Genomic DNA, 14252 nt, shown 5'->3' on the forward strand with positions numbered 1-14252 from the left:
CTGTCGGGATCACACATCACATCTCTCAAAAAATGCTGATATGTTTGTATCATAAAACACACAATTATGAAAACAAACAAGATCAGCATTTTTTATTGGGTATCGACAAGCATTTTCGCGTTGTTGATGCTGATGGATAGCATAGGAGGCATTACGCACGAAGCAACAGGCGTGGCTGTTATAAAACACCTGGGATATCCTGAATATACACTGACCATTTTCGGCATTGCCAAATTACTGGGCGCACTTGCTATTCTGCAGCCTAAGTTTCAAACTATCAGGGAATGGGCATATGCCGGTTTCGCCATCAATTTTATAGGGGCATTCTGTTCCCGTTTAGCCGTAGGGGACCCTACCGGAGAGCTGATTGCACCGATAGTAGCATTACTGATCATGTTCGTGCCTTATTATGCCTGGAAGCGTTATGAAGCTGTGAAGGGCACGGCACGACTAGCAGTTATCTGAGGCTTAAGCAGGAATGATGAGCAGCGGCACATCACTCTTCCATGCTAATTGCTTCGATACGCTCTTCCCGAATAAGGTGGCCAGGAAACCTTTCTTTTCGTGGATAGCGATGATCAGTGAAATATTGTGTTGGGCAGCAAACTCGTTGACACCCTCAACGACGTTGCTGTCTTCTACATAATGGAAGGAAGCTTTGTATTTGTCGAGCAAGCCATGAAGATGGCTGATGTCTTCTTTCGTCTGGGAAGAATAATCCTCATCTTTGGCAACATTAACAACGTACAGTTCGGCTTGTAAACTGTTGAGTATTTCAACCAGCCGGGGTAATGAATGCCCACGTCGTAGTATATCAAAATCCACAGCCAGCAGTACTTTTTCAAGCGCTGTTACTTTTGCGTCTTCCGGGACAATTACCAGGGGATAGTCTGAGGTCTCCATCACGCGTACACTATGACTGCCCACCAGGAATTTTTCAATGTTAGATTTGTCTGAAAGCCCCGCCACTACAAGATCAATCTGTTCTTTACTGATCAGTTTTTTAACAGCTTCTTCCAGGATATCATCTTCCGACAATGTATCAATAGTGACGTCGGGAGCCGATGGCTGCAGCGTTCTGCGGAGATTCTCCAGCTGTGTTGTACTCTCTTTATACAGTTCATCCGGATTGGCTTGTACAACAGGCATCTCGGGAGTGACAGGCATATTTGCGACAGGTTCAAGGCTTTGAAATGCGTTGAACAAAAGGATGCGGTTGCAATGCAGCTGTCCGGCCAGGTGTATGGCGTAATGAGCAGCGCGTAGGGCAACGTCGGAAAAATCTGTAAGTACGAGGATGGTTTGCATAAGGCATTTTAAGAAAACATGCCGAAAAAATCAGGCCAGTGTTATAGATGAGGGATCATCTTTATTCTCAATTTATAACTTTGATAAATGTTGAATAAATTGAGTATGAAATTTTTTTTGTATTCGGAAATATCAGTAATTTAGAGTGTCATGTGATAGAAATATAGTTTGTTACCAAATACACCAGAACATTATGGGTTTAAACTTCTCTCGTCTTCTTCGGGATGATGATTTAGTTGAGCATTTTCTTGTAACGGTTCTTCAGGTTGACCACAAGGTCCCGTCAGAAACTATCAGGAAAATTGTTACTAATGAAAAGATACTTATCGATTTCAAAGAGGCAGAAAATACGCTAGTCAGTACAAAGTATCGTGACAGAGGTTGCGTAAATGATATGGATAGAAGGAAACTTCGGAAGCAGGTCATTCATGAATTATTTACACTGAGTAAAACAAACAAGGAGGATGAAACAATACTCGGTATTGGAGGCTCCTTGCCTAAGTCGGGTATAAAAAAGGAAAGAAAAGCTTATATTCTGATTGGTCCGCCGGCATCCGGAAAGTCTACAATAGCAAGTTCAATAGCAGAGAAGAAGCATGCCATTATATTAGACTGCGATCTGGCAAAACGGAAATTTCCAGAGTTTGAATATGAATGCGGTGCATCTTTTTTACAGGAGGAGTCAGATCATGTTATATATGGATTTAAATACGATAATCCTTTCAGTCTGAAAGGGCTATCTGAATTGTCTGCAACTAATCAATATAACATTGTTATCCTTAAAATAGGACGCAGTACGGCGGGAATAGTTAGCATACTGAAGTACCTGGATAATATGGGTTACGAGATTCACTTAACATTACTGGCGTTAAAAAGAAGAGAAGCTACCATCAGGGCATTGAATAGATTTGATCAGACGAAAAGGTATGTTCCTTTAGGGTATGTATTTGATCATGTAGCGAATGACCCTTTATTGTCATACTATCTGTTAAAAGAAAATATGGGTCATCTTTTTAAAAGTACCGGCGTAATTGATACCGGTGAAAATGCAGATGAATTCGCTGCACGACGTCCTATAAATCCGGATGGAGAGAACCCTGCAGACTGGTATGAAGGAATATAGATTTATTATAGACGCTTTAAATATTTTATATGAAAGGAAAAAGAATAGAAGGCCGCTGTTACAAGGCAAGAACAAAGCGGGGCCTCTTTAGAATGAAAAAGAAAAGCCGTGAAGACCTTGAATTGTACAAGTACCTGCATGCATTTGACTACCTTGATAAATCAGATGCGTGTGGTATTACGTTAGTGGGCGACAAGCCAGAAATTGAAATTCCTGAAAGAGAGGGACATAACGCAGCTGAAAAGGGACGTATTATTCGTATGCCGAATGAGGAACCTGCCGGTTTGCTTGTTGTAGGAATATAAGAACAGATTTTTAAGTTTTAAATTAATTATATGAGAGGAAGAAAAGTTAAAGGACGTTGTTATATAAAAGGAAAACAACGGGGGTATCTCAGAAGAATGAGACAGAAAGAACGTGAAAGGATTAAAATGGATCGGTACAATAGAAACGTGTCCAATTTTTTTGGTGATGGCGATGACTATATAGACCCGGTTGACTTTCTTATTTTGATGGCAAAGGAGAGGCGTAAAAAAGCGGCTGCGGAAGGGGATAGCAGCACTCGTACGATCGGTGAGAATCCGGCGGATTGGCTCCCTGAAATGTATCCCGATAAATATCTTAAATTATCGTAGCACGACCTTATCATAATTGTTTCTCCAATACCACAAATTCCAATCGCGTTACCGGAATCCCAAATCTGGTATCACCTGTAGGGAAGTCTTTTATTTTACCTGTATTCCTGTAACCGCGGCGGATGTACCAGGCTATCAGTTCTTCCCTGACAGTAATAACGGTCATTTCGATGGTATTACAACCAAGTACAGGCGCATAACTTTCAGCAGCCTCCAGCAGGGCTTTGCCGATACCTTTGGCCTGAAGGGAAGGGTTAACAGTTAGCATGCCGAGATAGACATGATCTTCTCGTTTTTCGAGACACACACAACCGATGATCTGACCGTCTTCTGTGTATTTCAACAATGTGATGTTCGGATCTGCTACTAATTGAGCTATAATATCAGCGTCTACACGCGAGCCGTTCAGCAGGTCAGCTTCATGTGTCCAACCTATACGGGCGCTGTCGCCTCTGTATGCACTGTTGACAAGAAAGTCTATTGCAGGAATGTCCTCTGGCCGGACCATTGAAATGTGTCTGTTAGTCATGTGGTGCAAGATACGTTGGAGCCGGAATAATTTAGTTGCTTTTTACTGTATATCTTTATGTGCGTAAGCCACCTGGCTTAATATGCGTAAGTAATGTGTCTTTATACGCGTAGCACCAGGCGAACGACATTGTTTCGATCTATCCACATGTTTAAACGCTGATACATGGAAATTACCTACAGCTCCGATGTAATGCCTACGCCTGAACAGGTAATAGAGCTTTACAATAACGCGGGCCTCCCAAGACCGACAGATGATCCTGAAAGGATAAAAAAGATGTTCGAAAATTCAAACCTGATAGTAACTGCCTGGGATGGAGACAAACTAGCCGGGGTGTCACGTACTATCACGGACTGGGTGTGGTCCAGCTACCTTGCTGATCTGGCTGTCAGTCCGGATCATCAGAAATGGGGAATCGGCAAAAAACTGATTGAAATTACCAGGGAAAAGATCGGAGAGCAATCTATGATCTTACTGCTCTCCGTTCCTACTGCCATGAGCTATTATCCCAAAGTGGGGTTCACAAAAGAAGACAGGGGATACATTATCCACCGGAGCAGATAATCAGTAACCTTTCCTTAATCGCTTGGTGATCGTAATAGCTGCCAGTATGAAGTAAAATGCACCAAAGGCGGAATACCCGGCCAGACTTGCAACGCCCAATGGAGAGTTAGACAGGACGATGAAGGAAAGTCCGCCGATAGTAGATTGTCCGCCACTGATAATGATCGGCCATTGTCCGCCTAAGGCCTTCTGCCTTTGAAGGCCCATTATAAGCTGGATAATGCCGGCTATCATCGCCCATATGCCGAACACGATGAGCGCTTGCGGAACGCCGTTCTGGATGGCAAATCCTACGGCGATTGCTGCAATAGAACTCATCGCCAGGTTCACATATTGTGGTGTGAGAGAGCCGGTGCCCCGGTTAATCAGGATATCGGCAATTGTACCGACGACGTCCCAAATGGGGTAGATGATCAGTAATGCAGCCGTGATCTCCGGAGATGAGTAAGCATAAATGGATATCAACGTTACCCATATGATGTTGAACGCGGCCCGTACATAATATAAAATACGCAGGGAACGCGCAATCTGGAAGTTGACAGTTTGAGCAATAGCCATATTAGGGGATGTTTATGTTTATTAACCGATTGCTACAATAAAGGTTCAATTCAATGTCGTCACTTGTATTTCGATGGGGGTAAAATACGCACTTGATGAGAGACTCGCATTAAAGATAGCATATCCCGGTTATCTTTCAAGCCTTATTACCAGGCCTTCATCCCCGTCAAGACTAATTGTATCACTGACTATGCCGCCTTCAGTTTCAGGGAAAGTGGCAATTTCTATTTTGCCCCGGAACGGAAAATTGGCAGGCCTGAAATAGCAGGGAAGATGCGTCAGGTTTAACACGATCAGAAATGACGGGTGCCCCTCCTGTTGCCGCATAAAAGACAGGATCTGGTTATCTGCATATACCGGTGTGTAGTTGCCGGTGCTCAAAGATGGTTCCTGCCTGCGTAAAGTGATAAGCTGGCGGTAGAGGGAGAGTATGGAGAAAGGGTCCGGCTTTTGTGTCTGCACGTTTGCCCGTTGATAGGTCTTTGACAGGCGTAGCCAGGGTTTGCCTGTTGTGAATCCCGCATTTATGCTGTTATCCCATTGCATGGGGGTACGGGAAGGGTCCCTGCTTAAGTTCTTGTCAGGCATATTCAACCCCTGTGGGTCCTGTACCTCCTCAAATGGAATGGCAACATTACGCATGCCTATTTCATCGCCGTAATAGATAGTTGGGGTACCGCGAAGCGTGAGCAACAGCATTGCAGCTACTCTTGCCTGCAATTGTCCGACGCGACTGGCAATACGGTGCTGATCATGATTGCTCAACACCCAGTTAGGCCAGCCCTGATCGGGCAGGGCGCCTTCATATTGATCTATGGCTACCGAAAGGGCGGCGGCATTCCACGGAAGAGATAACAGCTGAAAGTTAAATGGCAGGTGAGCGCCTTTGTTGTCTATGCCGTAATAGGTCATCAGTTGCTGAATGGGGAGGTATATTTCCCCTATCATGACGCGGTCGCCTTCAAATTCTTCCATGACATGCCGCATCTTGCGTACTACTTCATGTACTTCCGGCTGATCGGTAGAGTAGACGGGCAGCTGCTGATTATACGTGGGCATGTGCTGTTCATAAGCTGGATTGACAGGGTTGTTACGGAGTTGTTTGTCTTTGATCATATGCCACATTACATCGACGCGGAAGCCATCTACGCCTCTTTTAAGCCAGTAACGCATGACGTTGAACATGGCTTCCTGTACATCGGGATTGCGCCAGTTCAGGTCAGGCTGTTCTTTCAGGAAAGCATGGAAGTAATACTGCTGGGTGGTGGGATCCCATTCCCAGGCATCGCCGCCGAAAACACTCAGCCAGTTGTTGGGTACACCGCCATCGGGCAAAGGGTCATGCCAGATGTACCAGTCGCGTTTAGGATTATCAAGGGATGAACGGGATTCCAGGAACCAGGGGTGCTGATCTGATGTATGATTAGGCACGAGGTCCAGTAATAGCTTCATGCCCCTGTTATGAACTTCGGTTAGCAGGGCATCAAAGTCCTGTATAGACCCGAATAAAGGATGTATGTCCGTATAGTCAGCAATGTCATAACCGAAATCGGCCATGGGAGACGGATAAACGGGGGAGAGCCAGACTGCGTCAATGCCCAGCCACTGCAGGTGATCCAGTCTGCTGATGACGCCTCTGAGATCGCCGACGCCATCGCCATTGCTATCCTGGAATGAGCGGGGATATACCTGGTATATCACGCCTGTCTGCCACCATTTGTCGTAAATTGTCGCCATTGCTGATGAGGTTTTAATGATACGCTATGTGCTCACAACATTTTTGCCAGAATTATCAGACAGGATCAGCAATAGTTCCGGTCCGAAGGTTGTATATTGCCGCTTAAATTAGTTTTTCACGTTATATTAAAGGAGAGATCCGTCCCCACATTAAATTACACAGCATGCGCAAGACAATTATCTTTATCTGCTGCCTTTTCGTATGGAAAATGGCCGGCGCGCAGGAATTGACGTCACCTGATAAAAACCTGCGTTTACAATTCTCCCTGGAAGGAAAGGGAGTGCCCACCTATGCACTGACTTACAAAGGCCGGGATGTGATCAAACCCAGCCATCTGGGTCTGGAACTGAAGGCCGACGCTTCTTTTATCGACAGTTTTGAAGTGGCTGACTCGAAGGTTTCTTCGTTTGACGAAACCTGGCAGCCGGTGTGGGGTGAGGTAAAAGAGATCCGTAATCAGTATAATGAGCTTGAAGTAAAACTGCATCAGCTTTCTACAAACCGTACACTGATCATCCGTTTCCGGTTGTTCAACGACGGACTCGGATTCCGTTATGAGTTTCCGCAGCAGCGGCACCTGGCTTATTTTGTCATAAAAGAAGAACTGACCCAGTTTGCACTGGCCGGTGATCATAAAGCCTTCTGGTTACCGGGTGATTATGACACACAGGAGTACAGTACTGTCACTTCAGATCTATCCGAAGTAAGAGGAAAAATGAAGGAAGCCATTACGCCTAATGCTTCCCAGACCACCTTTTCTCCCACAGGATTACAGACGCCCCTTATGATGAAAAGTAAGGACGGTCTGTACATCAATATCCATGAAGCAGCACTGATAGAATATTCAGCACTATCGCTGGAACTGGATGATAAGACCTTCGTACTAAGATCTGTTCTGACGCCTGATGCACAGGGCGATAAGGGCTACCAGCAGGCGCCATGCAGATCACCCTGGAGAACGATCATCGTTAGTGATAAAGCAGCGGATATCCTGACCTCTAAACTGGTCTATAATCTGAATGAACCGACCCAATATAAAGATGCTGCTTCCTGGATCAAGCCGGTGAAATACGTAGGCGTATGGTGGGAAATGATCACCGGGAAAAGCACCTGGGCCTATACTGATATTGAGAATGTGCAGTTAGGCGTTACAGACTATTCCAAAACAAAACCCAATGGTAAACATGGCGCTAATAACGCACATGTGAAAGAGTATATTGATTTTGCAGCAGAGAATGGATTCGATGCGGTGCTGGTAGAAGGATGGAACCAGGGATGGGAAGACTGGTTCGGTAAAACGAAAGATTATGTGTTTGACTTCCTGACGCCTTATCCTGATTTTGATGTACAGGAGTTGCACCGTTATGCGGCCAGTAAAGGGGTAAAGATCATCATGCACCATGAGACCTCTTCCTCTGTGCGCAATTATGAACGCTTTATGGATACTGCATACCGGTTCATGGTCAATAACGGCTATAACGCGGTAAAAAGTGGGTATGTGGGCAATATTATCCCGAGAGGGGAGCATCACTATGGGCAATGGCTGGTTAATCATTATCTCTATGCGGTCACTAAAGCTGCCGAGTATAAAATTATGGTAGATGCTCATGAATCTGTTCATATGACAGGGCTTTCCCGTACCTATCCGAACCTGATCGGACAGGAGTCTGCCCGCGGAACAGAGTTTGAGGCTTTCGGTGGTAATAATCCAGATCATACGACTATCCTTCCATTCACCCGTCTGATAGGCGGACCGATGGATTATACGCCGGGCATTTTCCAGATGAAGGTCAGTGCATATAATCCTGAGAATAGTTCCTGGGTTCGGAGTACGATTGCGCGGCAGCTGGCATTGTATGTAACGATGTACAGCCCTTTACAGATGGCGGCGGATTTCCCGGAGACTTACAGGAAGTACATGGATGCATTCCAGTTCATTAAAGATGTGGCGATAGACTGGGATGATACGAAGGTGTTGGAGGCGGAACCGGGCGACTATATCACCATCGCACGTAAGGCTAAAGGAAAGAGCAGCTGGTTTATTGGCAGCACCTGCGATGAAAACGGTCGTGTGTCAAAGATCAGCTTTGATTACCTGGATGCCGGCAAGAAGTATATTGCTACTATTTACAGCGACAAAAAAGATGCGCATTATGAGAAGAATCCGCAGGCTTATCAGATCCGGAAGATAGTGGTGACCAATAAGTCCACACTATCCCAGCAATGCGCACCGGGCGGCGGATATGCCATCAGCGTAGTAGAAGCTGATGATGCTGCTGTTAAAGCGATAAAGAAATAAGTCAGATCATCCGGAGCTAACCGGAAGGTAAGTTTCATAGGGCTGTCCGCCATTGGTGGACAGCCCTATTTTATTGTATGAATGCTGTTTTGCCGGTCCTGACAGATCATGCTTTTTATTTCAGTTCAGGTATTGTCTCTTTCAAGGTTTATTATGTCCGGTTTACGGTATAGGTGATTTGCGCCAAACAAGCGCCGATATACCTTTGTTATGCAGGGTGAGAGCAACGGAGTGGAATGACAAATTACTTTAAACTCAATCAATAAAAATACTATGAACAACAGAGCAAATTTTGGCCGTCGCCGTTTTCTGGGAGCAGCAGCTCTCATCTTCGCAGCATTGGAACTGGGAAGCCTCAACATGGCAAGCGCCCAGCACAGACAGGCTGGTACAGAGACCACTACTAACACGACAGCTTCCGCTTCATTCGATCATATCAAACAGATTAAGGCTGGTGTACTTGATGTAGGTTACGTTGACGCAGGGCCTGCTGATGGCGAACCTGTTATCCTGCTTCATGGCTGGCCATATGATATATACAGCTATAAGGAAGTATCAGAGATTCTGACAGCTAAAGGCTACAGAGTACTGATCCCTTATCTGCGCGGTTCCGGTAGCACACGTTTCCTGTCTGCAGCAACACCCCGTAACGGACAACAATCAGCAATAGCTGTTGATATCATTGCCTTTATGGATGCACTGAAAATTAAGAAAGCAGTAGTAGGCGGATTTGACTGGGGTGCACGTACTGCCGATATTATGGCTGCCCTGTGGCCTGAACGCGTAAAAGGCCTGGTATCAGTAAGTGGTTACCTGATCGGTAGTCAGGCGGGCAATAAAGCGCCTTTGCCTCCTAAAGCTGAATTGTTATGGTGGTATCAATATTACTTTGCGACAGAACGTGGTCGCGCGGGATACGCAGCCAACACGGACGAATTCAATAAACTGATCTGGGAGCTTGCTTCTCCACAGTGGAAATTCAGCGACGCTACTTTTAAACAGTCAGCAGCATCATTTGATAATCCTGACCACGTACAGATCGTAATTGATAACTATCGCTGGAGGCTGGGTCTGTCCAAAGGAGAATCAAAATACGATGAACTGGAAAAGAAACTGGCAACCGGACCTGCTATCACAGTACCTAGTGTAACGCTTGAAGGAGATGCAAACGGTGCGCCTCATCCTGATCCATCACAATATGCAAAAAGGTTTACCGGTAAGTATGTACATCATACGCTTACAGGTGGTGTAGGACACAATCTCCCACAGGAAGCACCTCAGGCATTTGCAGATGCGATCATAGAAGTGGACAACTTCGCTAAATAGACTTTTAGGGGTTAATGTTTCATAAAAAAACAGGGCTGACTTTATGGTCGGCCCTGTTGCTTTTTATTTATGTATGATCTCCCGTTGTACGCCGGGGATTTCCATTATAAGGTCGGCGCCGTATGCACTGGAAGGCGTTTGGTAACCCGGTTTGTAATCGCCGCTGATGATCTTCTTTGAAATAACCAGCACGGCGAAGGCTGTCAGTGAATAAGCTTCAGGCGTTTCCATACTTGCTTCTACTGTTGCGCCTTTTGCGTTTGTGACCTTACCACGGACATAACTGACTGCTTTATCACGTACCGTCTGGTCCGGGCCGGCAGATTGCATTTTGAATATGCCCATGATGATACTACGCATGAAAGAGGTTTTCAGCAGCCAGTTAAATGCAGACTGTGCTTTCAGGAAGTACCACGCAGCTTTATTGATAGCGGTATAGGTCGTGATATTTGGAATGCCGGTAGAAAAGTAGGCAGTACTGATATCTCCCCAGGGAATACTCATCACGAACACCGGGTGTTTATAGCCGGGGAATGTAACTGACATGCCCTTTTTACCCATAGGCTCATAAGCGATCTGTCCGTTTTTGCGGGTAGCGCCGGGAGTACCCAGTTTGTGCAGGGTGCTGATAGAAGTACCGCGTGACAAGGCACTGCCGATCACTGCAAAAGCAATTGTCAGATGATCTGCATCGGGTAGCTGTTGTTTCAGGAACAGGGCCAGGCAGTCTGTAGGCACGACGTCAAAGCCTGCGCCGGGAAGGATCATGATGTCCTTTGCTTTCGCCTGTTTATCGTAACCCTGGAGTAATTCAAATACATCAAGGTCGCCGTTGAGGTCAATGTAATGTGTATTGGTAGCAATGCAGGCATCTATCATGGGCTGTGCCGTGATATGATAAGGGCCTGCGGCCTGTATAACAAGGGAGATATCCTCCAGTGCAGCTTGTAAGGCGGCACTATCATCCAGTCCGACAATGCGGAAAGGTAGTCCGAGTTCTTTTGCGAGGGCCTCTATAGCCGTCTTTTTTCTACCGGCAAGAATAGGTTGCAGGCCATACTGACTGGCATACCGGGCTATTAATTCACCGGTATAGCCATTGGCCCCATAGAGTAGGATACTGTTACGTTGCATGCATGAAAAATACACGATACGCTCCAAACTACAAATTATAGTTTGCAGGGATGCAATGAAGTATGGTCATTACAATCAGTGATGTGTTTGCGGATGCAACAGCTTAAACAGTTCTTTCTTCAAGTCTTCCTGGCTGAATTTGTCTAATTGGATAGTATCAATTTCATACCATTTCTTCTTGTTACCAAGCTGTCCGATAACATATGTGTGTCCGGCTTGTGCAGGTTCGCTTGTTTCGGGGTGCTTTTTGGAAAGCGTTACAACGACGTCTTTATATTTTGACATACCCTGAATATAACGAAAAAATCCGGATTACAGCAGACGTTCCATCTGAATGTTGCAGCGTTCGTAGGGAGAAGGATGTCCGACGATCTTTTCAAACCCTAATTTATAGTATAGATTGATAGCTGGTTTCAGAATGGTATTGCTTTCCAGGTATATTTTGGTTGCGCCCAGCGATCTGGCCTTTTCGAGGATGGCGCTACCAAGCAGCCAGCCGATACTTTTGCCTTGAGCGGTGGGAGAGACCGCCATTTTCGCCAGTTCGTAGTCGTATGCCGGGTCTTTCATTTTAATGAGTGCACAGACGCCTACAGGGACATCTTCATATAAGGCGACAAGGATGTGGCCTCCGTTATCCAGGATATAGCCCTGTGGATTGTCCAGCGCTTTATAGTCTGCTTCTTCCATCTTGAAGTATTTGGAGATCCATTCTACGTTCAGGTCTTTAAAAGCCTGCTGGTAGGCTGGCTGATAGTCTACGATCTTCACTTTCCGGCTTTCTCTTTCCTTTTTCTGTTCCTGTACCCAGCGTAACAGGCTTTTTTGTTCCAGCAGGAATTCCCATTCTGCAATGGCTTTCCACAGGTCGTGCTGCGTATTGGCAGAAATGGCTTCTATAGCGTTTTTTACGTCAGTATATTGTTCCTGGATCTTACCGGTGATGTCTTTGCCTTTTGCAGAAAGACTGACCATGTTCCTGCGACCGTCTGTCTTGTCCTTTTTCTCTTTTACGAGACCCTTTTCCACCATTTCACTGATGATCTTACTCACGGAAGGGTGGGAGTGCCCGATCTCTTTGGCAATGGCGGTAATGGTCATTGCTTCGCCACGTGATAATACATAGAACACGGGGAACCATTTAGGGTTCATGTCTACACCGTACATCTGGTAGATCTGCGTAGCATCTTCTGTTATTTTTTCTGTTAACAGGCGTAGTCTGCTTCCTACGGCAAACTTGCCCACAGTGTCAAAAAAGCTCATAGCTGGACAATTATGTAGTTAATTATGTAACTGGTTACGTAAATGTACGGATATTTAGGTAATCAGTTACGGTTTTTTTTGTGAACAGCGATCTGGCTTAATAAAAAAGCTACCCGCGGGATGGCGGATAGCTTTTAACCTAAACTCTGCTACAATATATAGCGTCTTTGTATTTACCTTATGGCAGGCCTGTTTTTTGGCGTAAAGAGGAATTGGAAGAACCTGTTAACGTATGGCGCTACTATAACCATCAGCAGGACTGTCACTGAAATGATGAACATGAGTTTGAATACATACATATTTGTCATTAGCTGTGACTGCACCGTCAGGGCCCTGTTGATATTTGTATGGGCCAGGGCGTTCGCCTGATCGATACCGAATCCTTTGGAGCGGAACAATTGTACAAACTGGTTGAACCTTTGCGAGAAGTTATCATTCAGATTGGTGAGGTTGCGAAGGAACCTCTCTTTGTTCATCTGGTTGAAGTACAATTGCAAGGTGTAAAATCCGGCGAAGCTGTTCAAGCCGGTAATAAACCTTGATATGGTGGCCATACTTATCCCGGTAAAACCTACATATGCGGGCAACCCGGAGACTGTGAAAACGATGATCGGAAAGAACAGCATGCCTGACGCCGCACCCTGGAGAAAGACAGGCCAGGCCAGATCAGAGAAGGACATATCTGTTGTAAATATTGAATACATCCAGATGTGATAAATGGCCAGGAGTGTTAGTCCGGGGATAAACAATACACGGAACGGCAACTTCTTTGCCAGTACTACTAATGATACGATAGTAAAGATGAGCGTACCTGAAAAGTTGAGTGCCGCCAGCCGCATGATCTTATAAGTGTCCCACCTTACAACGGTGGCGCAATATCCATAGATCAGGTTGATGCTGTCTTTGATACCAAAGTATACTACCAGGAGGAGCAGCCCTGCAATGAACTGTTTTGATTTAAATACTCCGGGATGGAGATATGGTCTTTTTAATGTCGTCTGACGATAATAGATTATCCCAATGCTCATAAAGGCAATGAAGCCCGACGTCACGATGCGCTGGTCTGTAAACCAGTAGAATTTAGGACCATAGATAAAGGTATAGGCGAGGCTGATACCGAAGGTCAGCATGGCCACAAAACTAAACCAGTCTATCTGGTACAGCGGGTACCTTTTCATTCCGGTCTTTGGTTTCAGCAGCAACAATACTAGCAGCAGGGTAAAAACCTGGTAACCTGTCAGGTATTTATAGATATTTGGCCAGTCATAGTTATCAGTGACCCAGGCGCTCAATATTCCGACTACGACAACGTTACCGAGGATCGTTGTATAAAATATAGTGGAACCGATGGCGGTAGCTTTGTCGGGCGGCAGGCTGGCAAAGTACAACGTTAAAATTGATCCTGCTATGCAGGCCACTTCAATACCGATCAGTAATCGCAGTACCATGAAAACGAAAATATCTGTCGTGTACAGGCTGGCAATACTGAGCAGGATACTGATAGTGATAACGGTGATCATGTAGGACCTTCTTTCAAAGTACCGCAGGAACCTGAACTGAATAGGCAAAATGGCCAGGATACCGACATAGGTAAGCTGTAAAGACAGGGTGATGTCTTCCGGTTGCGCACCGAAGTGGCTTACTACATAGTTCTGGTTAAGTGCGTAGAGGCCGAATTGGATGATACCAGAGAGAAGGATCAGGAAAAGGGCGACCCAGAGGACCAGCTTCCTTTTCTTTATCCACGGTTTGAAAAAGTCCGGTGCGTTCATGAT

General features: G+C 45.5%; 15 protein-coding genes. 7 read left to right on the forward strand and 8 right to left on the reverse strand.

Features of this window, described 5'->3' with window-relative positions:
* Nucleotides 1–66: 66 nt before the first annotated feature.
* Complete coding sequence (locus C7475_RS14840; protein ID WP_110054177.1) at nt 67–465, forward strand: DoxX family protein; 399 nt, start codon at nt 67–69, stop codon at nt 463–465.
* Nucleotides 466–468: 3 nt separating this feature from the next.
* Here the strand turns inward: C7475_RS14840 and C7475_RS14845 are convergent, their stop codons facing one another.
* Nucleotides 469–1308: a universal stress protein gene (locus tag C7475_RS14845; protein ID WP_110054178.1), complete on the reverse strand. Its 840-nt coding sequence runs from the start codon at nt 1306–1308 to the stop codon at nt 469–471.
* A gap of 193 nt (nt 1309–1501) precedes the next feature.
* Between C7475_RS14845 and C7475_RS14850 the strand changes: the two genes are divergently transcribed.
* From C7475_RS14850 to C7475_RS14860, 3 genes are read left to right on the forward strand one after another with little or no spacing between them, the layout of a single operon-like run.
* A complete protein-coding gene (locus tag C7475_RS14850; protein ID WP_110054179.1) occupies nt 1502–2431 on the forward strand; it encodes a zeta toxin family protein in 930 nt (309 codons plus the stop codon).
* Nucleotides 2432–2460: 29 nt separating this feature from the next.
* Nucleotides 2461–2736, forward strand: a complete 276-nt coding sequence (locus tag C7475_RS14855) for a hypothetical protein (protein ID WP_146217557.1) — start codon at nt 2461–2463, stop codon at nt 2734–2736.
* Between the two features lie 30 nt (nt 2737–2766).
* On the forward strand, nt 2767–3066 hold the full coding sequence (locus tag C7475_RS14860; protein ID WP_110054181.1) for a hypothetical protein: 300 nt from the start codon (nt 2767–2769) through the stop codon (nt 3064–3066).
* Nucleotides 3067–3076: 10 nt separating this feature from the next.
* Here the strand turns inward: C7475_RS14860 and C7475_RS14865 are convergent, their stop codons facing one another.
* Complete coding sequence (locus C7475_RS14865; protein ID WP_233259864.1) at nt 3077–3595, reverse strand: GNAT family N-acetyltransferase; 519 nt, start codon at nt 3593–3595, stop codon at nt 3077–3079.
* 165 nt (nt 3596–3760) lie between these two features.
* Between C7475_RS14865 and C7475_RS14870 the strand changes: the two genes are divergently transcribed.
* Nucleotides 3761–4159: a GNAT family N-acetyltransferase gene (locus C7475_RS14870; protein ID WP_110054183.1), complete on the forward strand. Its 399-nt coding sequence runs from the start codon at nt 3761–3763 to the stop codon at nt 4157–4159.
* Here the strand turns inward: C7475_RS14870 and C7475_RS14875 are convergent, their stop codons facing one another.
* Both C7475_RS14875 and C7475_RS14880 read right to left on the reverse strand, forming a co-directional pair.
* Nucleotides 4160–4717 carry a hypothetical protein gene (locus tag C7475_RS14875; RefSeq protein ID WP_199236238.1) on the reverse strand — a complete coding sequence of 186 codons (558 nt, stop codon included), beginning with the start codon at nt 4715–4717 and terminating at the stop codon, nt 4160–4162.
* A 129-nt stretch (nt 4718–4846) separates the two neighbouring features.
* A complete protein-coding gene (locus C7475_RS14880; protein ID WP_110054184.1) occupies nt 4847–6454 on the reverse strand; it encodes an alpha-amylase family glycosyl hydrolase in 1608 nt (535 codons plus the stop codon).
* A gap of 164 nt (nt 6455–6618) precedes the next feature.
* On the opposite strand from C7475_RS14880, the gene C7475_RS14885 reads away from it, so the two are divergent.
* Together C7475_RS14885 and C7475_RS14890 are read left to right on the forward strand one after the other, a co-directional pair.
* A complete protein-coding gene (locus C7475_RS14885) occupies nt 6619–8754 on the forward strand; it encodes a glycoside hydrolase family 97 protein (protein ID WP_110054185.1) in 2136 nt (711 codons plus the stop codon).
* A gap of 273 nt (nt 8755–9027) precedes the next feature.
* Nucleotides 9028–10080, forward strand: a complete 1053-nt coding sequence (locus C7475_RS14890; RefSeq protein ID WP_110054186.1) for an alpha/beta fold hydrolase — start codon at nt 9028–9030, stop codon at nt 10078–10080.
* A 63-nt stretch (nt 10081–10143) separates the two neighbouring features.
* Here C7475_RS14890 and C7475_RS14895 read toward each other — a convergent pair whose 3' ends face one another.
* The 4 genes from C7475_RS14895 to C7475_RS14910 all read right to left on the reverse strand — a co-directional run bounded on the left by C7475_RS14895 (nt 10144) and on the right by C7475_RS14910 (nt 14249).
* Nucleotides 10144–11214: a trans-acting enoyl reductase family protein gene (locus tag C7475_RS14895; RefSeq protein ID WP_110054187.1), complete on the reverse strand. Its 1071-nt coding sequence runs from the start codon at nt 11212–11214 to the stop codon at nt 10144–10146.
* A 75-nt stretch (nt 11215–11289) separates the two neighbouring features.
* Entirely contained in the window at nt 11290–11499 is a 210-nt protein-coding gene (locus C7475_RS14900; RefSeq protein ID WP_110054188.1) for a hypothetical protein, read from the reverse strand.
* 27 nt (nt 11500–11526) lie between these two features.
* Complete coding sequence (locus C7475_RS14905; RefSeq protein ID WP_110054189.1) at nt 11527–12477, reverse strand: bifunctional helix-turn-helix transcriptional regulator/GNAT family N-acetyltransferase; 951 nt, start codon at nt 12475–12477, stop codon at nt 11527–11529.
* A 173-nt stretch (nt 12478–12650) separates the two neighbouring features.
* Nucleotides 12651–14249 carry an MFS transporter gene (locus C7475_RS14910; protein ID WP_110054190.1) on the reverse strand — a complete coding sequence of 533 codons (1599 nt, stop codon included), beginning with the start codon at nt 14247–14249 and terminating at the stop codon, nt 12651–12653.
* Between the last annotated feature and the right edge of the window lie 3 nt (nt 14250–14252).

Source organism: Chitinophaga sp. S165, from assembly GCF_003182155.1.
GTDB lineage: Bacteria > Bacteroidota > Bacteroidia > Chitinophagales > Chitinophagaceae > Chitinophaga.